The following is a 26,075-nucleotide window of genomic DNA, read 5'->3' on the forward strand; positions in this document are numbered from 1 at the left end:
CACCGACAAGCCCCACTCTCAACGAGCGAAGCATGGTGGGGTAGTTGACCAAACCATCACACTGGGAGAGACAAACAGAGATTCTCCACCTCGGGCGCGAGTGAGATGACCCGAGCCTTTCGCTGCAATTCCTGGCGCCGGTCTTTGATACGCTGCTCAAGCTTGTTGAGCCGTTCTCGTTGGCCCCGAATGGCGATGTCCATATTCGACCCGGCCTCTGCCTTCCGTTCGTATTCGTCGATGAATTCCTCGATCCGTTGGCGTTCGGATTCGGCATACTCCTCAAGGTCTCCCAGTTCTTGCTGGGTCTCTTCTCGGCGACGTTCGTGTAGTTCCTCTCTCAAGGAAGTTACCTGCTGGCTGATGTAACGGTCAGCCGCTGCCCGCAGCTGATCCTGCCTCTGAATCAGCAACTGCACACGGTCAGCGTCGGGCGACCCTTTGACGCTGTCTCCCTGGACAACACGCTGACCCAGTCGCTGTCGGGGGTCCTGATGGTGGGCATCGACATACACGGGAATCATGTCTTCTTGGATGACTTCGCCCGTTCCGTCTTCGAACGTCACGCGGTAATTGTACGTAATTCCCGGCTCGTCGACGAACGGGAGGAGCTTCAGCCCCACATCGCCGTGCTCACTATCCAGCACGTGCTGCATGAGTCGCTGGACTAGGTCGTCATCCGGTGACACGTAGTCGATGCCATCATGGTCCATTGCGAAGCTTCGACTGAACGTGAACGGCCCGTACTCCTCGTCCGTTCCTTGCCGAAGGGAACGAGGGAGCGTGGCCCTGTAGAGATTGCTTCCGGCCTTCTCGACATCACCACCGAGCGCCTCGACGCCGCGCTCGACGAATTCGTGAATGTCTGCCTCGGTTCCGTAGACGTCCTCGGACTCGTCCATAACCTCCTGAATCTTCTCTCGGCTCTCCTGATCGAACGTGCTCGTATCGATGAGGCTGCGTTCGTACCACTCCTGGAGCGTGCGTTGACGCTCGTCGATGAGCTCCTCGAGTTCTTCCTTCGTGGCACTCGCCGGGTCCTCGTTCTGGATGGACTCCATGATGAGCGAGTCGACGTTGATGTCGTCGAGCATCCCCAACACGTCAGCCGTGTTACCGAGCTTGCCGCGGATGTTCTCGACCTTGTTCTGAAGCATCTCGAAGATCTCGCCCTCGCGAGTGTCTTCGAACGTGAAGTTCCAGACCTTGACTTCCTTGTCCTGCCCGTAGCGGTGGAGACGACCGATGCGCTGCTCGAGGCGGTTCGGGTTCCACGGCAGCTCGTAGTTCACCATGATGTGGCAGCTGTGCTGGAGGTCGATTCCCTCGCTCGCTGCGTCGGTCGCAAAGAGCAGCCGGGACTGGCCGTGGTTGAACTCTTCCTCGATGCGGGCCCGTTCCTCCTTGTCGACGTCACCGTGGATTACGAGTATCTCGTCGGCCCAGGGTTCGTCTTTCACTAACTCAAGGAGGTAGTCCAGCGTGTCGCGATACTCGGTGAACAGCAGGAGTTTCTCGTCGGGTTGCTCCTCGAGCAACTGCTGGATGTAGCGACGCACCTTCTGGGCCTTCGAGTCGACCGAGATGCCCTCAGCGAGCGAGACGAGATCGCGAAGTGTTTCGATCTCTTCCTCGAGTTGCGCGTCGCTCTCGGTGACGGTCAGCGCGGAGAGTTCTTCCTCGGCCCGTTGTTTGTCCTCTTCGTCGAGGTCCTCGCCGTCAAGATACGCGGACGCTTCCTCCGAAAGGCTGGTCGAGGTCGACTGCTCGTCGACCAGATCGCCCAGGCGACGACTCAGTGTCGCCTGGATGGCGCCGATGCTGCTGACGAGGCGTTTCTGCATGAGTGCCATCGCGAACCCGACCGCTGGCTCGTTCAGTTTCTCGGAGCGGTTGTAGACGTTCTGCACGTAGTCAGTAACCGCACGGTAGAACTGCCGCTCGTCGTGGGTCATCTCTACGGGAACCGTGTTGACCTCGCGGTCGGGGAAGATCCGTTCGCCGTCATCGTCGTACAGCGTCTGCTTCCCGCGGCGGATCATCACCCGGTCGACGGCTTTCTTCGAGAGGTCCTGGTCCTCGGCGACGAGGAAGGGGTCGATGTACTCGACGAGCGAGCGGAACGCCTCGCCCTTGCCGTCGTGTGGCGTCGCGCTGAGCAGCAGCAGGGAGTCGGAGTTACCAGCCACCCGTTCGACCATCTTCGACGTCTCGCTGGGCGACTCGCCGCGCTTGGCGGCCTTGTGTGCCTCGTCGACCACCACGACGTCCCAGAATACCTCCTCGAGCGCAGGCTGGAACTCGTCCTGCCGGAGGAACGCTTGGCTGGTGACCATCTGCTGGTGATCTTGGTCCCAGATGTTGGCTTCCTCGCCGAGTCGGCGGCGTTCCCCCTCGACCCACTGTCGGTCGGCCGGCGTGAGACCAATGTCGAAAAAGCGGTCCATATCGCGGATCCACTTCTTCTGGAGATGGGCGGGGACGACGAACAGGACGCGATCGGCGCGGTTTCGCGCGGTGAGTTCTTTGAGGATGAGGCCTGCTTCGATGGTCTTCCCGAGGCCGACGTCGTCGGCGATGAGCGCACGCTGGCGCAGTTTCTGCATCACCCAGTTGACGGCGGCGAGCTGATACGGTTCGAGGCGGACCAGCGAGTTCGAGATACTCAGCAGCTGTCCCTGTTCATGGGCGATCTGAAGCTGGAGCGCCTGCGAACGCAGGTCGAACCACTCGGCGGAGACTGCCTCGTGGTCTGGATGCAACTGCTCAGCTGTTGTCGGGTCCAGCTCGCCAAGCTGGTCGCTTCCCGGCTCAATCTCGACGTCGTCGATACAGACGGTCTTCACGCCCGCGTCTTCGACGTATGCCCGGAGATAATCGAGGTCGCCGACGGAGTAGGTCTTGATGACCTCGGCACTGGCTCCGTTGAGGAGGATCGCGTCGCCGGATTCGAGATCGTCCATCATGGTTACAGGACGTGGTCGTCGACAGTCTTTGGAACGATCTCGGCGTCAGCCAGCGGCGTGATATTGATTTCGACGCCGTGCTTTCGGTTCGGTTGATAGCCGGCGGTCGTGATCTCCGAGAGCGCACGGTCTGACCAGTCGGAGGAGATCTCAGACGAAACCTCCTTACAGTCCTCGGCGATGGATTCGCCAAGTTCGATGTACTCGTCCAAATCACTCGCAAGCTGCGAGATCAGTCGCTGCCGTTGCGAGATGCCGGCGTCGTCGAGTCGGGCCTGATCGGCCTGTTCGAAGTTGTCGAAGTAGTACGTCATGTAGAGGATGCCGTTGCTTGCGAAGTGCGAACTCCCGAGGAGATCGTCGGCGTAGTAATCGAACAGGTCGTAGCGGTGCGCTGCTACGGCCTGATCTGCGTCCGCTGCGTAGGCGTCGAAGGCCGCCTTGAGGTCTTCCAGTGCGTCGAACCACTCCTCACGCTCGTTCTCGACCTTCTTGTAGAAGTTCCCGGTAAACAGTTCGCCCATATCGACATCTTCCATCGCGGCGAGTTCGTCAACAATCTCAAGACGGTCTTCGGTTCGACGGCGGAACTCGGCAACACGCTCGGCGGCTGCGTCGGCGACCTGCTGCTCCTCGGTCGACCACTGTCGAGGCTCGGGCTGCGCCAACTCGGCGAGTCGATCCTCGAACACTGCGATCTGTTCGAGCCCGCTCTCACACCGGGCGTACTCTTCGGCGGCCTCGGCCTGCTCGCTCGCGGAGAGGGAGTCGTCGCTCCGGCGTCGATTTGCGGCGCTGCGGCGCTCGCGCAGAAGGTTCTTCCGCGGTTCGAGATAGCGGTTCTGCAGACGGTCGAATACGCCCTCGTCCAATTGGTGGTAGTCGACCAGACAGCCGAACCCTTCGCCCTCTGGGTCCGAGACGAGACGCTCGGTTGTGAACCGCCAGAGGATGGGCGTCCGGTCGAACTTGGAAACGTGGTAGTCGAACAGATCCTCTTCGAGCCACGTTCGGAGATTGGGGTAGGCCTCCTCGGCGGCGGATTCGGTTCCGAGAATCTGGTCGACTTCTGCGAGGCGAGCAGCAGCGTGCTCGCCGAAAATTCGCTCGAACTCGTGCTCGATACGGGTGAGTAAGTCGTCCTCGCGCTCCACATTGGAGAGCGGGACGACGCCATCGTCGTCTTCGTGGACTGCACGAATTGCGAGGTGCAATAGGAGGTCTTTCACCATCCCCGGGAAGTCATCGGACGGTTCGGTGATGGCTTCCGGGGTATGTTCTTCGCGTTCCCGCGGGTCCTCGATAGTTCGAAGAGCGATCTCCTGGAGAACGGTCTCTCGCTGCTCGTCCGTGATGTCAAAACAGTCGAACACCGCCTCGTCGATGGCATCTGCACACGACTGGAGATTCGATTCGATCCGTTCGAGATACCGCGCCGCCGCGGTGCCAATCTCTTCGAGAGATGCGGACGGTGAAACGGTCTCTACGGGGTCGTTGAGTGTGAGGTCCTCGCGCAGTTCGCGGTGTGGATGGTCGTACTGGGGTAACGGGCCGTCGACACCCAGAACGTCGAGGAGTACAGGCCCGTTATAATGGGGAGAAACGAAGTCGTACTGACGCTTCGATACAAGATGCCCTACGGCTTCACGAGAAAGTTCTGCCAGGCTTTCGATTTCTTCAAGTTCTTCTCGCCATGGGACCTTCGAAACCAAACCAATCTCCCAGTTTCGCTCGGACGTCTGCATTAGCATGAGATACGTGAACAGGTGGCTGTTCGTGTACGATAGTGCGTTCCAGGTGGCGCGATCCGGAACAAGAACTGATCCCATGTGCCCGAAGATTGATGAATCGTGGAGGTATCCAAATCTCCGGCCACTCCGCTTGGAGAGCGTGTAGGAGAGCGACTCTTGAAAATAGTAGTCGGTATTACGGGGATACGACTTCGGGTATCGCTTCACTTCTTTTCCGGAGTCTCCCCACAGAATCGTGTTCTTCACACGAGGCAACAGCCACGCATCGGAACCACCTTTTGCGAACGGTGCCCACTCAGCGTTCCCGGCCGTGACCCAGAATCGACGAAGGAATCGTCCATCGTCGGCCGTCGCGGTGCCTTGTTTTATGACCGAATAACTCTCTTTCCCGGGAAGATTTGCGTTCTCCGAGTCAAGAACGGTATCTGAATCATACAGTTCGCGTAATTCTTTCGGAACCCAATAGGAGAGGGGAGTTCCGGGTACGATAGTAAATTCGGAAAGTGATCGTTCATATAGACGTTTGACGTCATCCGCATCCGAATTGCTGAATGCGGCGTCGAGGAATGTCTGTTCTTTTTCCGCTTTTGCGACATCTGGAAGACGGATGAACGTGCCTGTTTGTTGCCCATCTGCCTCAGAACGAACAACAGTACCGACAGTTCCAACCGTCGCATTATCGAGAATATCGTACCCAAATTCCGAAAAGAAATCGAACGCACCACGGTCACCGATGAAGTCCTCGCGGAAGTCTTGGAATGATCGACTGAACATGAACGAGTGTGGGACGAGCATCCCAATGCGACCGGTCGTTCTGACGAGTCGGTCACACGCCTCGAAGAAATTGATATAGTATTCTGTCTTGTACTCGTAGTGTCCTTTCACGTAGTCCTGTACTTCGTCGGGCATCCTCCCGCGGGAGCCATACGGCGGATTCATCAGGGCAACGTCATAGTCCTGCGTGAGCACGACGAGCAGATTCAGGAAACTTCGAAGATTCTGCTCACCGAATGAGTCTGACGTTCGTTCTTCGACTGCGTCCTCGAGTTTCCAGAGAAACTCGTTTAGAGTGTGCGGGCCGTCTCCACCCCACTCCATAACGTCGGTCTGTTCTTCCATGAATTCTTCAGAAAGTGCCCCTTGAACGTCGAGGAGGCTTCCGAGGGCCTCAGTGGTCTGGAACTTGTCTATAACCTCGTCAAGGGCCTCACGGACCTCGGTGCCCTCTCCCGTAATCTGGTCGAGGACATCGACGGCTTCCTCGATCTCGGCAACGCGGGCATCAGCACAGACGACTCCGAGGTTCGGCATGTCAAAGCTACCGACGCTCTCCTCCTCAGCACGCGTTCGCGCTTTCAGATACAGGTTGAATGCCGAAAGCTGACAGGAACGTAGGTCGATGTCGACGCCGTAGAGGTTGTGCTCGAGTACCTTTGCCGGAATTTCCGCTCGGCTCAAGTCGGTCTCGGCCCACCAGATGCGCTCCAGAATGTCGAAGGCGTACAGGAGGAAATGCCCGCTGCCACAGGCCGGGTCGATGACGCGAAGCTCTCGCGGATGATCGAAATCCGGGGCGTCGCCGGATTCCTCGTCCGGAATGAGGTACGTACAGAGTTCCGGAACGCTGGGGGCGTCCGCCGGCGTGACCAGACGGTCCTTACGCTCCTCGGGAGACAGTGATTCGGGCTCTGGGATATCGTCCGCTTGATCGGTCGCTTCGAGATAGAGCTTCCCGAGGGAGTTGTCCGCGAGCATACGAACGACCCAGTGAGGCGTGTAGAACTGGTTTGCCGGCCCGACGTCCTCCGGTTCGAGGGTATTCTTTGCATCCAATGCCTCGACGACGGGGCGGTTGTAGTACTCATACACCCACCCCAGCACGTCGTCGGCCCGCCAGACTTCGTCCTCGATGGAATCTAGCATTCCGCAGAGTGCCTCGAAAGTGTCGTCGTCGGGGTCGATCAGACTGTACGCAGATGAACGGTCGAACAGAATCTCGATCTCTTCGGCCAGGTCGTCGCAGGCGTTGTGATAAGCCTCGAGGATGGCCTCGTCCTCCAGCAGGAACTCCTCGTGGACGAGCGTCTCGGCCGCGGGTGTCAGGCCGTTCTCCTTGAAGACGGTCACCTCCTCGTCGATGAACTCCCGTACCTCCATGCACCGCAGCGCGGCGAGGCGATTGACGATGGTGTAGCCGACGCCGGTGACGTACTGGTCGAACGCCTCTGACCAGGACTCGTCGTTGGGCGCTTCGAGTTCGATGGCGTCGACGAGCTGTTGTGTCTCCTCGTCCGGCGCGTCGCCATTCTCGGGCTCGTCGTCGAGTCCGCGCTGGGTGAGCTGGAACTCGACGTTGTCCTCGACGCGGTCGCGCATCTCGGTGACGACGTCTTCGAGATGCTCGCGCTCTTCCTTATCCAACTGTGCTTTCCGTACGGGTGTAGTTTCTGACATTGGTTATTCCTGTGTGATAGTGACGAAGTTCAGGATGAACTCCTGTGGGAGAACTCCCCCATGATAGAAGCGGGCATCGGGAAGTCCCTGATTGCGGAAGCGCTGAATCGGGTCCGCGAGGGCACTGATCTTCGTGTCGTCGTCGAGATAGCCGAGGTGAGCGTTTTCGTCGAGGAGGATGCCGGGTACATCTTCGTCGATGTCCGCGCCAGCAACCCACCGACGCGTCACTTTCTCGGCCTCGTCTGGCGGATGGATGTCGTCGATGCCGACCCGCTGTGGGAGGGAGACGAAGCCGTGATCGGCGAGGATGTACGCGCGGTCCCACTCGCCCTGACCGATCTTCTCGCAGATGATGTCCGAGATTTTCTCGATCCGGTCGCTGAACACGGTCTCGAAGTCAGTCAGCTCCTCTTCACCGGCCTTGTCGAGATCGTTCCAGTAGTACGCGACGCGGGTGTTGCTCCAGCCCGACGCGTTGTCCTCGCTCTGCATGATGTAACTCCAGCCGTCGTCCTTCAACATCTTCTCGCGCTGGTAGTTCGTGATCTTGCGACCGTTGCGTTCCGGAACGAGCTCTCCGTCGTCGAGTTCGATGTTGAAGCTGAACTTGCTGCCGGGCGTGAGCGCGGCCTTCCCGAACTCGGTGTCCGAGGGGAGCGTTCCGACCCAGGCGGTCTCGTCGACTTCGAGGCTGGGGAGTTCGCGACGGACGGCTTCGGCCAGTTCGTGCGCGAGGTCGAACCGCAGCGCGTCGACGATGAACAACGCGACGCTCTGGCCGCTCTGGAGGTGTTCTTGCTCCTGGTCGAAGAACTGGTGGGCGTAGTTTTCGCCGACGAACGGCGAGCCCGCCTCGATCTGGTCGACGACGAGATCGCCGAGGTCGCTGAGGTAGTCGAGGTACCGCGACTCAGTCAGCGACGTGCGCAGGTCGTCGAGCGTCGCCGTCGCCGGATGCTCTTCTGGGAGGCCATCCTCGGGTTCACCCGAGATGATGAGTTTGAAAACGGCGTTGTCGATCTGCCAGGTGCCGTCGTCGACGTCGCCGTAGAGGTCGACAACGTCGGTCGTGTCGCCGCGCTCCTCCCACGTCTCGAGTTCGTGCGCGAGTGTGGCGACCTCGATGGCCTGTTCCCAAACACGCGTCCACGGGACGTCGCCGTAGGTCGTTTCGAGACGCTGGTGGCGCGTTGCCGCCTGCGTTGCGCACATCTCGTACTCGCCGCTGTGGAACGACTGCGTCCAGTCATCCCAGAGCTCGTGTTCGAGCGAGGCGTCGACCGGACAGTCGGCGAGTTCCCACGGGTTGTCGTAGGTGCGCAGGATGTCGTGCCAGAACTGGGCGTCGGGATCGAGATAGACGTGCGCTAATTCTTCGGCCCGCTCGGGGTCGACCTTGCTCAGTAGCGACTGGAGTTCGGGTCGGGAGACGCCGAGTCCCGAATTTGGCTCAGGCTGGTACTCGGCGTCGAGGACTGATTTATCGAGGCCGTCCTCGACGAGCCACTCGGCGACCGCCCAGCGGCGCGTGCGCGTCACGAGCACGTCCTTGTCGGTGACACCCTCGACGGCTGCGACCCCGTTGTCGACCAGCAAGTCGCGAATCTTCAGCAGGTCGTCGGTCTCGTCGGGGAGGTTTCCGGCGCCGTGTTCGAGGACGAACTGTACCGGGTCGTCGTGTCCGTCGAGGACGATCTTCGTCTGGAGGCCCTGGAGCGTCGGCAGGCCACCCTCGCCGTTGAGCTCGTGGAAGAGCGTCTTCGCGACCTGCGCGCGTTCGTTCTCGGCGGCGTCCTCGCGAGCGTGCGAGCGGTGGCCCGCGGAGTCGTGCTCTGCGGCGTCTTCGTAGGCCGTGCGGATCGAGGCGGCCTGTATACGGTCGTTCTCGAAGCAGCGTGCTGCGAGCTTGCCGATGTGAGCTTCGACGACACCCCCGCTGTTTTCGACGTCCTTGAACCAGTCTACATCGTCGCCGTGGGCCTGCGGCACGTACCAGACGGTTCGGTCGCGAGGTGCGTCGGCGCGGAGTTCCAGTGGCGTCTGTTCGGCCGCGTGGAACTCACAGCCCAGCGAGCGGCTCACGCTCTCGACGATGTCGCGAAGGTAGCCACCGTCGTCCCACCAGAGCACGATCGGATTTACGTCGGCCGCTTCGTCGATAGCAGTTTCGATGGCGTCTTCAGCGCACTGTGAGAGGGTCTTTGTCGCGGGCATGGTTACAGGACGTGGTCGTCGACAGTTTTTGGAACGATTTCGGCGTCAGCCAGCGGCGTGATATTGATTTCGACGCCGTGCTTTCGGTTCGGTTGATAGCCGGCGGTCGTGATCTCCGAGAGCGCACGGTCTGACCAGTCGGATGGTATGAGTTTGCCTATGGTTTGGCAGCGATCATCGATTTCCTCGGCCAATGCCTTGAATTCAGCGAGCGGAGGGAGGTCGTCAACGTCGTCGACGCCCTCGTCGTCGGCGATCGCTTCGAGGTATTCCTCGTCGATAATCGAGGAATTGTCAAGCCCAGTCGCGAGCGAGGCGAGCAGGCGCTCATCCTCAGTCAGAGTCTCGTGTGGTTGGCCGTCATCGTCGAGTAGATCCGCGCCCTCTCGCTCGAAGTAGTAGGTCATGAACAGGATACCCGTGCTGGAGTAGTGGTCAGAGCCCTTGAGCCGCTTGTTAAAGTAGTCGAACAGGTCAGCTAGGTGGGCCTCGACGGGCTCGTCGACTGGCTTGGCGTACGCTTCGCAGGCGTGTTCGAGTTCTTCGAGCGCATCGAGCCACTCATCACGCCACTCGTCGACGGCGTTCCAGAAGTTGTTCGAGAACGTATTCTGGAACCACTCTTCGTTATTGCGGTCGTGCAGTTTAGACAATGTCTCTACACGACCGCGAGTCTCCTCGCGGAACGCAGCGACTTTCGGTGCTAGTTCCTCCACGCGCTGGCGCTCTTCGCCGGCGAAGTCTCGCTCGTCGGTACTGCCTAGCTGTTGAATCACGTCCTCGAAGACGCTGATCTGATTGAGTCCGCCCGCACAGCGCTCGTACTGCTCGGCGGCCTCGGCCTGTTCGCTGGCCGACAGTGAGTCGTCGCTTCGGCGGCGGTTCGCAGCGCTGCGCTGCTCCCGGAGTTCGGCCTTCCGCGGTTCGAGATACTGGTTCGAGAGTCGGTCGAACAGGCCTGAATCGAGGCTGTGGTAGTCGACAAAGCACGCGAATCCCTCCCCTTTTGAGTCCGCGATGAGGCGTTCGGTGGTTAGTCGCCAGAGAATCGGCGTGTTCTCCATCGTGTTGACGTGGTAGTCGAACAGGTCGTCCTCGATGAATGCTCGGAGATTTGGATACGCTTCTGCAGTCGCCGATTCGACCCCGAGAATGTCGTCAACTTCGACGAGACGTTCTTCTGCGTGTTCGCCGTAAACGTCCTGGAAGCGCTCGACGATTCGATCAAGTATATCGGCCCGATCGCCGGTGCTGGAGAGGGGGATGATGCCCTCTGTCTCCGCGCGAACGGCCTCAAACGCGAAGTGGTGAACGAGCTCCTTACCCTTCTCTTCGATGTTGTCGGGGACGTCGGAAACTGAGTCCGGATCTGGGAATTCGCGGTCCTCGGGAGATTCTGCTGTTCGAAGAAATATCTCTTGGCGAATGCGTTCTTCCGTCTCTGCCGAAATGCCTACTGTGTCGAATATGAGTCTGTCGATGGTGCTGGAAATCTCTTCGAGTTTGGAGCGGCGGCGGAGCCTTTCACGTTCCTTCTGAGCCGCCTGGTTCGCCAAGCTTGTACTCTCCGCTTCTTGTGTTGGGTCGACATCGACCATCTCCGATATTGTTGCCACATGGCTGTGATCGTAGACCGAGTTGTTTGGATACCCTGTCGGGAGCAGAGCAGGTCCTGTATAGTGGGGACTGGTTGGATTCGTCGACTCGTTTTCTAGTTGAAGCGCGAACTGTTCCTTGGCCAAATTGGCGAGTCTTCCAAATTTGTCGATACTATCTACCCAGGGCATCCGCCCCACGTCTCCCACCTGCCAGTGGCGCTCGACAGTGAGCGACAAGAACAACGCGTGGTACAGGTTAGAATTGAGTATCGCCATTAACCCCCAGTTCGAGATTTTATCTGTGAAGAACATACAACCCGTACCGTCAAAAGCCCCGCCCGCGGGGAAGTAGCCGAACCGGCGACCCGTTCGCTTTACGTACGTCCAAGTCAATCCCTCCTTCCCAAATTGTTCCTCGTTCTTCAGTGACGCCCCTGATCGACGGAGTTCGTCCCCATCGTGAGTCCAGTTGAGGCTCGTTGAGATTCGTGGAAGCACCCAGGCATCTGTCCCGCCCTTCGCGTACGGTATGAACCGATCGTCCCCGTCAACCTCCCAGTGGTGCCGGATGTGGCGGTCGTTGTCGTTTGTGTCCATACCCTTCGCTGCTGTGCCCAGCGCCTCACCTTCAACACGCGCAGCGTCCGGATCCAACTTCGTCTCCGTATCGTGGAGCCGGCGTATCTCTCCCGGTGTGGAGTAACAGAGTGGGGTTCGAGGAATACGCTTGAACTCATCGTAGGGCACGTGGAACACTCGCTTTATATCTGAATCTGTTCCTCGATTGAATACTGCCTCGCGAAACACCTGTTCCTTTTCGTAGCTATCGACATCATGGAGCCGCAGAAATGTCCCCTGATCGCTTTCGTTCTCGCCAACAGTCACGACGGTCCCGACGGTTCCGACCATTGCATTATCGAGTATCCCATAGCCGAACTCTGCGAGGAAGTCAAATCCGCCCTGCTCCCCAACGAAGTCCTCGCGAAACTTCTGAAACGTATTCTTGAACATGAAGCTGTGGGGAATGAGCATCCCCACCCGACCAGATTCCCGAACGATCCGACTCCCGACTTCGAAAAAGTTGATGTAAAACTCGGGCGGGTAATCGTATTGTGAGCGCACATAGGTCTGAACGATGTCTGGCATCCGATTTTGTGCCCCGTAGGGAGGATTCATCAGTGCCACATCGTAGTCCTGTGCCAGAATGTCCAGCAATCGTACGAAACTACGCAAGTCCTGGGCGAGAAACGAATCAGATTCTCGCTGCTCCTCCACAGCTTCGCGCAGTTTGTGCAGGACTTGCCCGAGCGTATGGCTCTCCCGCGGATCGTCGCCAAGGGTTAGCTGCGTACCGCCAATGTCGCTATCGTCCTCAAACAGGTCACCGAGCGTCCCGCGCACGTCAAGTAGACTTCCGAGTCCGTGAATCTCCTCGAAGGCGTCGAGGATGCGCCGCAGCGCCTGCTCCACCTCGCTGTCGTCGCCAGCAACCTCCTCGAACACCGTTTCAACGCCGTCAATCTCGGCGATTGTCGCGTCGGCGCACACAATTCCGACCTCTGGTATATCGAAGCTGTCCGCACCCTCGGCCTCAGCGCGGGTTCGCCCCTTCAAATAAAGATTAAACGCTGCGAGCTGGCAGGCTCTCATGTCCAAGTCGACGCCATAGAGGTTGTGTTGTAGAATCTTGCGCGGGATTTCTTTGTGGTGAACGTCAGTTTCGGCGCGCCAGATTCGCTCCAACACGTCGAAGGCATATAGGAGGAAGTGTCCGCTCCCACAGGCGGGGTCGATGACGCGAAGCTCCTTGGGATGATCAAAGTCAGTCGGGTTGCCTTCCTCCTCGCTCGGGACGAGGTAGGTACAGAAGTCGGCAATATCGGGTGACTCGTCGGGTGAGAGTGCTCGATTCTTGCGTTTGTCGGGGGAGAAATCCTCCTGCGCTTCGACGACGTCCTGCAGCTCGCCGGTGTGTTCAAGGTAGAGCTTTCCGAGTGAATTGTCGGTGAGCATCCGGACGACCCAGTGAGGGGTGTAGAACTGGTTCGCCGGCGGAACGTCTTCAGGTTCGAGGCCTTCGCGGTCGCCCTTGCGGCGCAGATCGTCGAGTAGTTTGACGTTGTAGTACTCATACACCCAGCCGAGCACGTCGTCGGCCCGCCAGACTTCATCGGGAACCGAATCGAGCATCCCGCAGAGCGCCTCGAAGGTGTCGTCGTCGGGGTCGATCAGACTGTACGCAGATGAACGGTCGAACAGAATCTCGATCTCCACGGCGAGGTCGTCGCAGGCGTTGTGGTAGGCTTCGAGGATGGCCTCGTCCTCCAGCAGGAATTCCTCGTGGACGAGCGTCTCGGCAGCAGGAGTCAGGCCGTTCTCCTTGAAGACGGTCACCTCCTCGTCGATGAAGTCCCGTACCTCCATGCATCGCAGCGCTGCCAGGCGATTGACGATGGTGTAACCCACACCCGTGACGTACTGCTCGAATGCTTCAGACCAAGATTCACCGTCGACAGCTTCGAGTTCGATTGCCTCAACGAGCTGCTGAGCACCCTCACCTAGCGAGTCGATGTCTGCGGGCTCGTCGTCGAGCCCGTGCTGCGTGAGTTGGAACCCAACGTTGTCCTCGACCCGGTCCCGCATCTCGGTGACGACGTTTTCGAGGTGTTCACGTTCTTTCTTGTCCAATTGGGCTTTCCGTTGGGAGAGAAAATCGCCTGACATAGGGCTAGTTGTGTATAGTGCCTTCGAGAAACAGCAGGAACTTGAATGTTGTCTAATAAATGATGGACTGCTTACAGCGGTAGCGAGGCGAAGCCCCATCGGCTTTAGCCGTGTGGAGGATGTCAGTCGATGTCGTCTTGGGGCGTAGATCGCTACTCGGACCGGTTTTCAAGAAGGACAATGCTTCCATCTTCCAAGCCGTCAAGCCGTTCCTTCACATCAAGAATCCGCTCCAAGACTGCTTTTGACTCCGAAAGCAGTTCGTTCACGCATTCTTCACTCGGCCGTTCGTCGGCATCGATGGCTGCAGTGACTTTATCGGTCACACCACTATTCGGAAGTTCTTGTCGCAGTTCCTCGGCAATCGTCTGTAGCTCAGCCCAGGCATCGTCGTCTGCGTCAGGCGGCTTCGGGTCCTTAGCCCGTTCGATAAGTTGTTGCACACGTCGTTTTGTGGGTGGCCGCGAAGAGGTAAGTGCAGTCTTGACCGTTTCAGTCGTCGGCGAGTCTGGATGCTCTTCACGCAGTTCTTGGTCCGCCTCCTGTAGCTGCGACCAGAGACTTGTGCCACCAGTCTCGTCGAAGAGTTCGCGAATCTGCTCGTACGTCTCTGCCTGCTGGACAATGCCCGAGTCGACGACCTCTCTCTCGGATACGTCCTCGCCGTCCCAGACAACCTCGAACATCTCCGCAAGGTCGTCAAGTACGATGTCATCGAACTCATCAGTCGCTGCTTCGATAATCCCTCGAACGTCGTCCTTGTTGGACCGAAGCCACGCACTCAAGTCATTACAGATCTCGTCAGGATCAGATTCGGTGGTGGTGTCCCCCGTGATTCGCCGATACTGTTCCGAGGTTTCATCGACGCGATGTCCCGTAGCGTCCTGAATTCGTGATTCGACCGTCGCAACGCTAGGAACAGTATTGCTCTCCGCCGTCGCTTGCATGCTGGTGGTAATCGACGCGTTCCGATAGAGCGACGTCATCGTGTCCAACACCTCGTTGAAACAGTCCCAGAGCGTCGTGTCATCTTCCTCGACGCCGAAGAGTTCGCGAGCGTCCGCGAAGGTTTTGGCCTCCTCGAGCACCGCCTCGAGGTCGTCCTCACTCCCCAGGTCGGACGTGGAAAGCTCCTCACCGCTAAGGGCTGGATCAATCGTCGCCTCGAAGGCGTCGAGCGTTACGTCGAATTCTCTGGAAACTCCTTTTAGCGTTCGCTTGACAGTCGCACTGTTCTCGTCGACCCATCGACCGAATTCGCTCAGCCACTCGTCCGGACCCTCGCCCTCCGGCTCCTCATCGAGCACCGTCGTAACGAGTTCTTTCACAGTCCTCGGGTCGATAATCTTGACGCCGAAGCGAACCTGGAGTGATGTCAACCCACCTTTGGTCCGTACTTGTCGGCCGATAGTGGCAGGGTCAGACACGTACTCGGTATCCTGCTTCAGTGCGACAGATTCGTTGGAGGTCGCAAGCGTGATGAGGAGTGCTGCGATCGACTTCCGTGGCGTCCCGCGGTAGTCGCCGTTCGCAGTCTGTGTCTGCTGGAGGAGCGTTTCAACGTCAACCGACTTCTGTGACTCGTACGTGTCGATGAACTCGCGACACCAGCCTGTGTCGGCGATCTCGGCGCTGGTGGTGTCGACACCGAGCATCGCGGAGTCTGCGTCCGAGAGCGGCCACTCACCGCTCCCGCGGAAGAACTTCGCCATCGCCTTCGCGTCGTCGACCTCGACGAGCGGCCGCGAAAGTGTCTTTCGAGACGAGCCAAATACGGCGTCGACCTGGTCTTCGACGACATCGTCAAGCACGCTGGAGTGCGCACCACGATGTTCGTGGACCGTATACACCGATGCATCCTCGAGAACCTCGGTCACCGACGATTCGAGGCGACGTTTGTCGGCACGATGTTCCCGCTCGAGTTCCTTGTGGGACTCTGTCTCTTCGTCCAACACCCGTCCCATCCCGATGACGTTCTGAATCCGCTCGAGCATTGTCTCGGGGACGTCGATCGTGATTAGGATGTGTTCGCCGCCATCTGGACTGTCGTTCACGTCCTGCCATGTCTCGACCTGCTCGGTGAGCGTATCCGGAGCATCGGCCAGCACGCGAACGCGCAACGCGTCGTACTTGGGGGATGGCGCTCGGTCGACGGGTTCGAGGATAGAGTAGTCATATCGCAGTGGGATGCGGCGCTCGTCGCCGACATCGACCTCGTGTAGGGTGCCGTCGCTTCTGAAGAAGTCGTCGTTCTCGCGCAGTCGCGTTTCCAGCCACGCCGACAGCTGATGTGGGGAGATCTTCGCAGCCTTGTCCTGTGCGCGACTGAGGACACTCTCCTGTTCTTCTGAGACAAGTGTGTACACCTCGTCACCTTGGTCGTTCGTCTCGGTGAGCACCTTTTGCTTGTCGACGAGCGTCTTCAGCCCCGACTCGGTTCGCTCGATGACGTCGCCGACGGCTGCCGTGACGTCTCTGACCATCAATCGTCCAAGGTTCTCAGGTGTCGAGGGGACAGCAGGCGTCTGGTTCAGGAGGTAGAGGCCTCTCGCGAGGCGAACTTCCCACGCGTCTTCGTCGCCATCGAACGTCGGTACCAGCGTGTTGTCTATCATCTCTTGGACCCACAGCGGGAGGTACGTTGTCTCCTCGACTAAGAGGTCGAACAGGACGTCCCAGGTGACGAGCGACCCCTCTTCTTTTGACGCCCACTCGAATTTGGTAAACAGCGACCTGACCAGGACGAGCAGCGCCCGACCCTGGATGTAATCTCGATCGGTCGATCGCCCCTGCGTGATAAGTTCCTGCATCACCGCCCGCAGGAGCGACAGGTCGTACTCACGGAACGGGTAGGACTCGACTGGGTCTGGATCCGCGCTCGTCACCGACGAGTACGTCTGGAGTGAGAGATCGGGCATCGACGCCACCAGCGACTCGACACGTTCCCGTCCGTCGGGGTCTGACTTCTGGAGCCACCGCTTCCGGACGATGATCTCCGTGTCTGCACCTTCGAGTGGTACCTGTTGATGTGTCCAATGGTCTTCGGGTGGCTCACCGATGAGACTCTCGCGCGTATCTGGAAGAGAATACTGCCCGGTAGTGACGACGACTGGGTTCGGACCTCGCTGGAGCGCCTCCATCGTTTCCTCGAACTCACGGTAGCGATGGCGGCTGTCGCCGACGAAGAGCGCAACCTCGTCCAGGCCCAGCAGTAATTCGGTACGCTTGCTTCCGTCGTTTAGTGATTCAATTGCTGTTTCGACGCGTGAGACGAGATTCTCGGGATCGAACGCTTCGGGCTCGACATCCGCTTCCGCGGACTCAATAGAGGCCTTTACGCCCGAACGGCTGTTGAGATCCGTCCCGGACGTCTCAGGCATCGCCGGCAACGCGTCGTAGAGCCAACTGCGGAGCGAGGCGCGTTCAGCGAGGACGTCGTCGAACGTCTTCCCGTTGTGCTCGAACGCTTGGAGTGCTTCCCAGACGCTATCGTACTCCATGTCGAGCGTCCAGCTCCACTCGAGGAGCCAGTTCGGGTCGGTTGGATACCCGAGCTCGCGACCGATCGCTTCGAAGATGAGGAACGGCAATGGCGGCTCTTTCGACGCGTCGCGGTCAAGCAGGTTGAGGAAGACCGGCTTGAGGCGGTCGACGTGAGAGTCTAGAATTGACTGCTGGAGTTCGTCGAATCCTGGCCACTGCTCGGCCAGTCGATCACCTAAGTAGGCGAACTTGGATTCGTCGTCGGCAAGGAGGCCGACAAGCTTCAGGAGGTGGGTCTTCCCTGACCCGAACGTCGCGTGGATGTAGAGGAACCGTGCGGCTTCACCTGGATGGGTATGGACGGCCTCGCCGAGTTTTTTGAGGACGTGTTCGGCGCTGTCGGTTTCGTAGAACTCCCGAACGTCAGTTTCAGCCCGTTCGCGAGCGTTGACTTTCTGTACTTCTTCGAGTTGTCGAGTCGGGTCGCTGTGAAAGAGACTGTCAATAGTCATTGGAGATGTACCCCCTGGATCTGGCCGTCAATCTGGTGGGCGGGGTAGTAATGTCGTGATTCGCCACCGAAGAAGCTCAATTTTCCACCAACGACATCCCCCGGGAACGGGATACCGATCGTGGACTTGACGTTTCGACGGTCGAGTTCGTCGAGCAATTCTGATGCGCGTGTGAACGGATACAGACTACCGAGGTTGAGCAGGAGCACAACGTGGCTCTGGGTCTCCAGCTGTTCTTCGCTGAGCTCGTGCTCGATCATCTGCTGAACGAGCTCTTCGGCGAGCTGATCCTGCATCGTCTCCTCAATACGCTCACCAGGGGACGTATCGCCGTCGAGAGCAGCTACGGGTTCGCCCAGGTCGACGAGGAGTTTGTACACATCAGTTTGCGGGAGGAGTTCGTCGAGCCAGATCGGCTGAACGGTGACGTCACCGTGAAGCTCTGGTGGTTCTATTCGCCCGTTCGACCAGGTCTCGAGACGGTCTGCGACCCGATGTTCGACTGCTGGGTCGACAGCACCGATGACGAATGGATTACGGATTCCGTGCTGTCCCTGCGCGAACATCTGTAGTTTTTCTTTAAATTCCCGGTACGGCGACGAACTTCCTTGGCTCATCGAATAATCACCCCTTCAGCGGTCTCCTCGATCTCAAGGTCTTGCTGTTCAACAAGATGTTCCAATCGATGGTTCAGCTTCTGCCGATCGTCTGGAATGATTCCGATTTGGCCGATGTCATCTGGTACTCGATCACCAACGATTGAGGACAGTTTATCGAGCCGAGCATCCAACTCAGCCAGATCGTCCTCGACGGCCTCGTCGAGTGGCTCTAACTGCGCTACATCGTCCGTTATCTCGACAACCTCGTCTGAATCTGCATCATCAGACAGCGTCGTGATCGCGCTCTCGATCGTTTCGTACCACTGCTCGAGATGGCGCATCGGCGTTATGTACTCTCCCTCGAAGGCAATGTGGACGCCTGCTGGGAGGTCGGTTGCAGGGAGTACCCAGGGATGCTGCTCAATGCGGTTGACTAGTTCACGCAGGCCACGTTCGTCAATGAACGCTTTCCAGGATCGATCAAGCTCGGGAGCGAGGTCGGGAACTAACTTCCCAGAGAGTGTACTCCATCCGTCTGTTGTCCACCACTCGCCGTCGAACGATGATACTGCAGAGGAACGGGATTCGATGGAAGATTGCGCTTCCTCGTCAACCCAGTCGAACTGGCGGCTTCCAATCGTTAGTACCGCGTCAAGCTGTTGAAGCGTCGACAGACGCCGACTCCAGACGTCGGTAACCTCTTCGACCCACTCCTGTGTGTCGTTCGTCTCGTCGATGACATCTTCGATACCGTCATCTTGTGATTTGACGGTTGAAATGCGGTCATCGGTAGCATCGATTCGGTCGGTCAACCTGTCAGCAAACGCATTGAGCAATCCAGTGACTTCGTCAGTTCGAACGTCTGAGTCGACGACCAAGGTAACGTCTTCGCGAAGTCCGGTAAGCTTTGAGTGAATCTGTTGGTTAGCTTCTTGAAGGTGGATGAGGCCATCTGCGACCGTTTCAGTTGTCTCCTTGAATCCACCCTCCTCCAGAAGCTTGCTCAAGTTTGTTCGTGGGAGTAGTTTCAGTCTCGTTGTCGAGAGCCTCTCGAGGTCAAGAACTGCATCGTCTTCCAGCGTGTTGCCGTCTTCGTCGATAGGTAGCAGTCTCCCTTCTCGACAGAACCCCCAGATGATTGCACAGAGTGCAGGCCGAGCCTCGTCGTAGAACGGCTTCTGTTCGACGATACCATCGAGGACGGTATTCATATTGAGACCCTCGTCGCTGTCTTTCAACTGCCGGCCGGTGAGGGACATTACGTTTCGTTGAATCGTCTGTTTACCTTGCCCACCATTCTGGTTCGACGAGGGAACCTGAATCGTGCGTGCCCATGTGGGCAGTGGTGCGTCGCTGTCGAGCTGGCGTAATTCGCGCAGTCGACTCTCGTCGACCTGAAGCATCATCGGATGGAAGTCGTCAGGATACGTGACATCCACCGCGACCTGAACAGCTTTTGAGAGTCCGCCGATGTCTGTCCGATCTTTCACGGTGTACGAGCCGCTCATCATCGCGCTAGTCAGCTTGCTGCGGACGGCGTTCGCCCGCTGCTCAAGATCACGCTCGACCGCAGGCGGCGCGTCCCGTGTCGCGATTGCGTCACGAAGTGCCCACCACTCGACCAGTCGTTTGCGTAGGTCTTGGAGACCATCGGTGTCGATCTCCCAGTACAGCGTGTCTTCATCCGTTTGTTCAGGATCTATATCTGGCCGAACTCCCTGAATAGCGACGTCAATATCCAGACCCCCCTCAGACACGTTACTGGTTTCGAACGTCGTCCCATCGAGCTCAAAGTGGTACGAGACTGGGTACTCGTCACCGGACTCGCCATACGGGACTGACTCTGAGAGAGACAGGTCTTGGGTGATGCGCTCCCAGAGATGTTCGTCTAACGTGTTGACGACGTCGCCCCAGTCCGGATCTGCTTCATTTTCCTCGGTCTCGTCGTAAATGAGGCGTTCTTCCTGTGTCGCGAACCGATAGCGGGCCCCGCTCTCATCCTGCGTCGGCCGGATAAACTTCTGAAGCCGATCCAGTGATTCCTCAACGCGGTTTGTCGTGCTAATCCACGATTGGCCATTCAGATCGGACATTACGGCGACTGCGATGTTCCCTTCGTTCAGCGGGACGATTTCATGGACATGCTGGAGCAGGAGGACCGCCTTCGCAACATCGAGATCGAACGCTTGGAGCTCACTCTCTTTATCATCTATTTCATCCGCGATGCCGGTCGTCTCTTCGGCGCCCTCGACCACACGCATGTCCTGGGGGAGGATTTCGCGCAGCTCAGGCTCGATTAGCTCGAAGAAGTCGACCAGCGAGATAATCTGGTCTTCCTCGCCTTCGTCGACCCAGTCGTCGAGCAACCCGTGCATGAGTGCAAGGATGGCTCGTGCAGTTCCCGAGAAGATCGACTTCGCCGGGTCGTTTGCCTCTCGCCGGAGATTGAACAGGATTTCGAGGAAGAGGGGGGCGTGATACGGCAGGAAGGGGTAGAACTCCACGAGTTCCTCATCATCAATCGCATCGAGTGGCGGCTTCGTGTTCTGTTTGATTTCGTTGTACACGAGCGACTCAGCCGGTTTCACGTCAGCATCATCGAGGATTCGGCGAACCGCGTCGTCGCCTGTTTTTGACTTCTGGAAGAGCCGCCGTTTGGCGATGTCACCGACGTGCTTACTCGGAAGCTGATACCGGTGTGGGAACCGGTCTTTGACGATACTGAAATCAGCTCCGTGAGCAGCGAATTTCGGTTGGACGTCTTCTATTTTCGCCTGCGCCGTTGCGACGAGTTGGATGTCACCACCACCGATGTCGTCGACGTTTTCCGCGAGCGTCTGCAGCTCAGTGAGCCGCTCGAAGTCGGTTCCGATGAAGAGACTCACTTCGTCGAGCAGGAGGACGAGCTTGACTGGTTCCCCAAGCTCTTCTTCGCGTGTCTGTCGAAGCGACTCCAACCGACTGACGACCTCCTCTGGGTCAATATCCGACGGTTGGAGGTCGGTGTAGCCGTCGCGTGTGCCCGTCACATCTTCGAACAGCTTTGGAAGCACAACATCGGACAGCGCGCTGTACTGCTGAATGTCGGTCCAGAGATCATCGGTCTCCCACTCGTATCGTGGTGACTCCGGCGTCACCCCATCAACGACTGTTGCTGCTCGGTCTTGTCGATCCGACCATGCCTCAGTCGTTTGGTACCAGTCTTCGAAGTATGCGACGTCAAGCTGGGACGACAGCCCAGTAGAAATACTGTCATCGACGCCCGTGAGAATCGGATTCTGGTGGGCGTGTCGAAGAACGATCTCACTGAAGCTGCGTTGCTTCTGTCCCTGGTACTTCAGCAAGTTCACTGAAACAGGGATGATGTGGTAGTCGAGATGAACGGTTTCCCACTGGTCTTGCAACGCATTGAGGTCCCTACTCGTCGACGCATCCGGGACGAGCTTACTCCAGACATCATCGGAGCGGCCTTGGAGCCACTGGGTATCCATCAGCCCATCCAGAACTGTCAGCAGGTGGCTCTTTCCACTCCCGTAGTAGCCATAGAGCCAGTAATTTGAGCCCGTTCGCATATCCTCGGCTTCCCCAAGCAGTCGGTTGACGAAGTCTTCGAGGAAGCGCTGGGAGTCGGCCGTAACATGGTATGACTTGATGGCTTGTTTCCTGTGTCGTTTTTCGTCTGCAGACTGGTCTTCGCGGTCGATACGCACCGATTCCTCGAAATCCTCTGGGAGGTCTTCAAACCAAGTTGCGTCAACCATTATTCGGCTCCCTCAGTAGTAATCCACGAGTACGGCCCGTTGGTCGGCCGGAGTTGAAGACTTCCATGGAGTTCGACAAACTCCCATGCCTCCGTCTCCGCTGCCCTGTCGTAGAGTTCCTCCCAGCGAGCACTTGGCTGGAACAGGTACTGGAGACCGGTTGCGGACTCGAACCACTCATCCTCGCCCTCCCCATACGAGTAGCCCATTGCGACGAGGAGTGGGGTCTCTCCTAGAGATGGGGGATTACCGACGACCGTTTGCTGACTCTCCAGGACGCCGATCTCACGCATGACCGATCGGAATCCTTCGCACCATCTTCTCGTAGTCGAGTCGGCGTAGTCGAACGATGTTCCGTCAGCATATTCGAACTGATTCAGGACAGTTGTGAGTGTCTCGTTGGAGAAGCCAAGTGGATCGTGGTAGTCAGCGGAAAGACGTCGGGCATATTCGTGGACGGCGTATCGAACGAGCGCATCGTCGGCGACCAGATATAGGTAGAGTACTTGTGCTTTGTCTCGCGACGACGAACAGGTTTCTAGCACATCGGGAAGATCGCGTGGATTGGGGAGGCTGGCAGGCGCGTTTTTGAATCGTGATGAGAGAACACGGTATATTTTCTGTGAGCTCCCCTTCGTGCTGCGATTCGCACGTCGTTCTTCGAACCACACTTCCTTGACCTGGTTCCAGTTCCCGTGTTCTCGGTACAACCGAGCGACCTCATCTGCTCGATCAGGCAAGAGACCGCACATTGTCAAATCCATGTTGACCTCCTCGGGAGAGAATGTGCGGGAAAGAGACGGTGGTCCATCCCCGCCGTCCGGGAGAGTGTTCATACGATGGTGGAATCAACCAACCCACTTGGCCTTGTTGAAACCCTCAATCGGTGATATTTTTTGCGGTCGTGGTGAATAGAGCACGCTCATTGAGCATGCGTACTGCTCGGGTTGAGTGGCATCGAAAAGAGGTACTTCGAGGCAGTATCTTCTTGAGGCTATACACTTGAGAGCAGGTATGGTCGGCACAGGAACTCTTATTATCGGAATTACGTTCGCCGTCGCTATGATACTGACTCTGGGTCTACTGCTGCGGTTGTTGAAAGACGCTGATGGACTCTGAACAGTCCTTCGCCTGTATCGATCAATCTGCATCCCCGCTTCTTGCTGACCGGTCAGTGATGAATATGCGCGCTGTATTCAGCATGAAGGGCGGCCGTAAATCACCTGCTACGCAAGAGGAAAAAGTAGTTTAGTAAAACTCTCTCACGAGATCCATCGCGTCGTCGGGCGCGCCGTCGGGAATCTCGGACATGTTCTGATCGATTCCTTCGCGGGCCTCGTAGGGGACGGAGTCTTCGTCCTGGTAGATGACGCCCATGTACTCCTTGTCGCCTTCGAGAATCTTCTCTTTGGCTGCGTCCTTGTCGTGGGGGTCGTAGTCCTCGTCCTCGCCGAGGTCGACGATGGTGTCGCGGAAGTAGTCGTAGGTGTCGACGTCGTTGAACGTGACACACGGCGAGTAGGTGTTGACGAAGCCGAAGCCGTCGTGTTCGATTGCCTGTTTGATGATTTCGGTGTGGCGCTGACTGTCCGAGCTAAAGGACTGTGCGATGAAGGTCGCGCCTGCGGCGAGCGCGAGTGCCAGCGGGTTGACCGGCGGCATGTTGGTACCGTCCGGCGACGTGGATGTCTCGAAGTCCTCTCGCGAGGTCGGCGAGGCCTGTCCCTTGGTCAACCCGTAGATGCGGTTGTCCATGACGACGTAGGACATGTCGACGTTCCGGCGGACGGCGTGGACGAAGTGTCCGGCACCGATGGAGTAGCCGTCACCGTCACCGCCGGCGACCATCACTTCGAGGTCGGGGTTGGCCAGTTTCACGCCCGTGCCCACGGGAAGCGCGCGGCCGTGGACGCCGTGGAGCGCGTAGCTGTGCATGTAGGTCCCGATTTTGCCGGAACAGCCGATACCGGCGACCACGAACGTGTTGTCGGGGTCGTTGCCGGTCTCGGCGAGCGCTTTCATCATCCCGTTCATCGTCCCGAAGTCACCGCAGCCGGGACACCAGGTCGGTTGCTTGTCGGACTTGAAGTCGACGAAGCGTACGTCTGAGCTCATTGTGTTGCCTCCTGTGGCTCCGCAATCGCGTCCTTGATTTCCTCTGCGAGTTCGTCGGCCTTGAATCGCACGCCTGTGTACTTGTTGACACGCTGTACTCGTTCGAGCACGTCGTGCTCGATGAGGTCGGCGAACTGGCCGGTCGCGTTACACTCGACGACGATAGTGTTCTCCGCCTTCTCGATTGCATCCGAGAGGTCCGGCCGCGGGAACAGGTATGGGACTGAGAGCAGGCGGATGTCGATGCCTTCCTCTGCGAGCATGTCCATCCCTTCGCGGATGGACCCTTCGTTCGAGCCCCACGAGATGACGAGCGTGTCGGCGTCGGGGTCGCCGAACTCGCGCGGACTCCAGTCTTCTTCCTCGCGAGCAGTCTCGACTTTTCGCTGTCGTTTGTCGACCTGTTCGACTCGGACTTCCTCTTCTTCGGTCCGGCGGCCGAGCGCGTCGTGTTCCAGTCCGGTCGTCATGTGGGCACCGTCCTCGGTGCCGGGGAACGCGCGCGGACTGACGCCGTCTGCGGTCGCAAAGTGTGGCTGGAAGCGTCCCTGTTCGTCGAGCCAGGTGTCGATTTCGTCCTCGTCGACGACCTTGCCGCGGTCGATTTCGACTTCGTCCATGTCGAACGTCTCCGGTTCGAACGTCTGTTCGGTCACGGACATCGCCAGGTCCGAAACGAGGAACACCGGCGTCGAGTACTTCTCGGCGAGGTTGAACGCCTCGATTGCCTTCCAGAAACACTGCGAGACGGTCGTCGGGGCGACGACGAGGCGCGGAATCTCGCCGTGGCCGCCGTACAGAGCCATGTTGAGGTCGCCCTGTTCCTGCTTGGTCGGCATCCCCGTCGAGGGGCCCGACCGCTGGACGTCAGTGATGACCAGCGGCGTCTCGGACTGGGCGACCAGCCCAAACGTCTCGGTCATCAGGTCGATACCGGCACCCGAGGTCGCAGTCATCGAGCGCGCGCCAGCGCGTGCCGCACCGAGCGCCATGTTGATAGCAGAGAGTTCGTCCTCGGCCTGGACGACTTTGCCGCCGTACTCGTCGAGGCGGCCGGTCAGATACTCCATAATGGACGTCGCCGGCGTAATCGGGTAGCCAGCGTAGAAGCGACAGCCAGCAGCGAGGGCACCCATGCCGAGCGCCTCGTTGCCGTTGAGGAGAACGTAGTCGTTGTCCGTCGTGTCCATATTGTACTCGAAGTCCTCGTCGAACTCCTCGGCGACGTACTCCTGGCCGGCGCGGGCCGCCTTCTTGTTGTTCTCGACGATGGCCTGGCCCTTGTTGCCGAAGCGCTTCTCCAGCGAGGCGTCCAGATTCTCGATGGGGAAATTAGTCACCTCACACGCCGCACCGAGCGCGACGATGTTAGCCATGATCGCCCCGCCAGCGTCCTCGGCGAGGCTCTTGAGGGGAACGTCCAGTCCGATCATTCCCTCGGGAATCTCGAGGTCTTGCATCGTCGTCCGCTCGCCGTCGTAGATGATGACGCTCCCCTCGTGCAGTTCGTCCAGATTCTCGTCAACGGTGCGCTCGGTCAACGCGATGAGAATGTCCAGCCGGTCGACGACACTCTCGACGCGGTCGACGGACGTCCGCACCTTGTAGGCGGTGTACCCGCCGCGGATACGCGATGCGAAGTCCTTCGAGGTCAGGACGTGTCGTCCCGCCCGTGAGAGCGCCTGAGCGAAAATCTTGCCTGTAGAGTCAATCCCATCGCCGGCTTCGCCGCCGATGGCCCAGTTCAGGTCGTCGGGCATACTACATCTGGCTTCCGCGGGACGGAGGAAAAACATTGTGCATGTGGCTCACCTCCCGGATTTCGTCAACCGACCGGTGTCCGAAATCCTGCCGTGCCCCCCACTAACTGCTTTGGGACTTCTCCCGCTCGCGTC

The 26,075-nt window shown here is 58.6% G+C and carries 10 protein-coding genes; all 10 read right to left on the reverse strand.

Annotated elements, in window-relative coordinates:
* Positions 1 to 56: 56 nt before the first annotated feature.
* On the reverse strand, positions 57 to 2,963 hold the full coding sequence (locus WDJ60_RS08410; protein ID WP_340099913.1) for a helicase-related protein: 2,907 nt from the start codon (positions 2,961 to 2,963) through the stop codon (positions 57 to 59).
* A gap of 5 nt (positions 2,964 to 2,968) precedes the next feature.
* The gene (gene pglX / locus WDJ60_RS08415) at positions 2,969 to 7,171 is read right to left on the reverse strand and encodes a BREX-5 system adenine-specific DNA-methyltransferase PglX (RefSeq protein ID WP_340099915.1); all 4,203 of its coding nucleotides are present in this window, start codon (positions 7,169 to 7,171) and stop codon (positions 2,969 to 2,971) included.
* Positions 7,172 to 7,174: 3 nt separating this feature from the next.
* Positions 7,175 to 9,388: a BREX-5 system phosphatase PglZ gene (pglZ, locus tag WDJ60_RS08420; RefSeq protein ID WP_340099916.1), complete on the reverse strand. Its 2,214-nt coding sequence runs from the start codon at positions 9,386 to 9,388 to the stop codon at positions 7,175 to 7,177.
* A 2-nt stretch (positions 9,389 to 9,390) separates the two neighbouring features.
* Positions 9,391 to 13,710, reverse strand: a complete 4,320-nt coding sequence (gene pglX, locus WDJ60_RS08425; RefSeq protein ID WP_340099917.1) for a BREX-5 system adenine-specific DNA-methyltransferase PglX — start codon at positions 13,708 to 13,710, stop codon at positions 9,391 to 9,393.
* Positions 13,711 to 13,862: 152 nt separating this feature from the next.
* Positions 13,863 to 17,705, reverse strand: coding sequence for a hypothetical protein (locus WDJ60_RS08430; RefSeq protein ID WP_340099918.1), 3,843 nt, complete (start codon positions 17,703 to 17,705; stop codon positions 13,863 to 13,865).
* Positions 17,702 to 18,322, reverse strand: coding sequence for a BREX protein BrxB domain-containing protein (locus WDJ60_RS08435; protein WP_340099919.1), 621 nt, complete (start codon positions 18,320 to 18,322; stop codon positions 17,702 to 17,704). The genes WDJ60_RS08430 and WDJ60_RS08435 overlap by 4 nt, the downstream gene beginning before the upstream one ends.
* Positions 18,319 to 22,065 carry a hypothetical protein gene (locus WDJ60_RS08440; protein ID WP_340099920.1) on the reverse strand — a complete coding sequence of 1,249 codons (3,747 nt, stop codon included), beginning with the start codon at positions 22,063 to 22,065 and terminating at the stop codon, positions 18,319 to 18,321. The genes WDJ60_RS08435 and WDJ60_RS08440 overlap by 4 nt, the downstream gene beginning before the upstream one ends.
* Complete coding sequence (locus WDJ60_RS08445; protein ID WP_340099921.1) at positions 22,065 to 22,901, reverse strand: hypothetical protein; 837 nt, start codon at positions 22,899 to 22,901, stop codon at positions 22,065 to 22,067. Before WDJ60_RS08445 ends, WDJ60_RS08440 begins: the two co-directional genes overlap by 1 nt.
* Positions 22,902 to 23,313: 412 nt before the next feature.
* Positions 23,314 to 24,180 (reverse strand): 2-oxoacid:ferredoxin oxidoreductase subunit beta, encoded by an 867-nt coding sequence (locus tag WDJ60_RS08450; protein ID WP_340099922.1) that lies wholly within the window; start codon positions 24,178 to 24,180, stop codon positions 23,314 to 23,316.
* Complete coding sequence (locus WDJ60_RS08455) at positions 24,177 to 25,940, reverse strand: 2-oxoacid:acceptor oxidoreductase subunit alpha (RefSeq protein ID WP_340099923.1); 1,764 nt, start codon at positions 25,938 to 25,940, stop codon at positions 24,177 to 24,179. The genes WDJ60_RS08450 and WDJ60_RS08455 overlap by 4 nt, the downstream gene beginning before the upstream one ends.
* Between the last annotated feature and the right edge of the window lie 135 nt (positions 25,941 to 26,075).

This window comes from Salinibaculum salinum, from assembly GCF_037645885.1.
Taxonomy (GTDB): domain Archaea; phylum Halobacteriota; class Halobacteria; order Halobacteriales; family Haloarculaceae; genus Salinibaculum; species Salinibaculum salinum.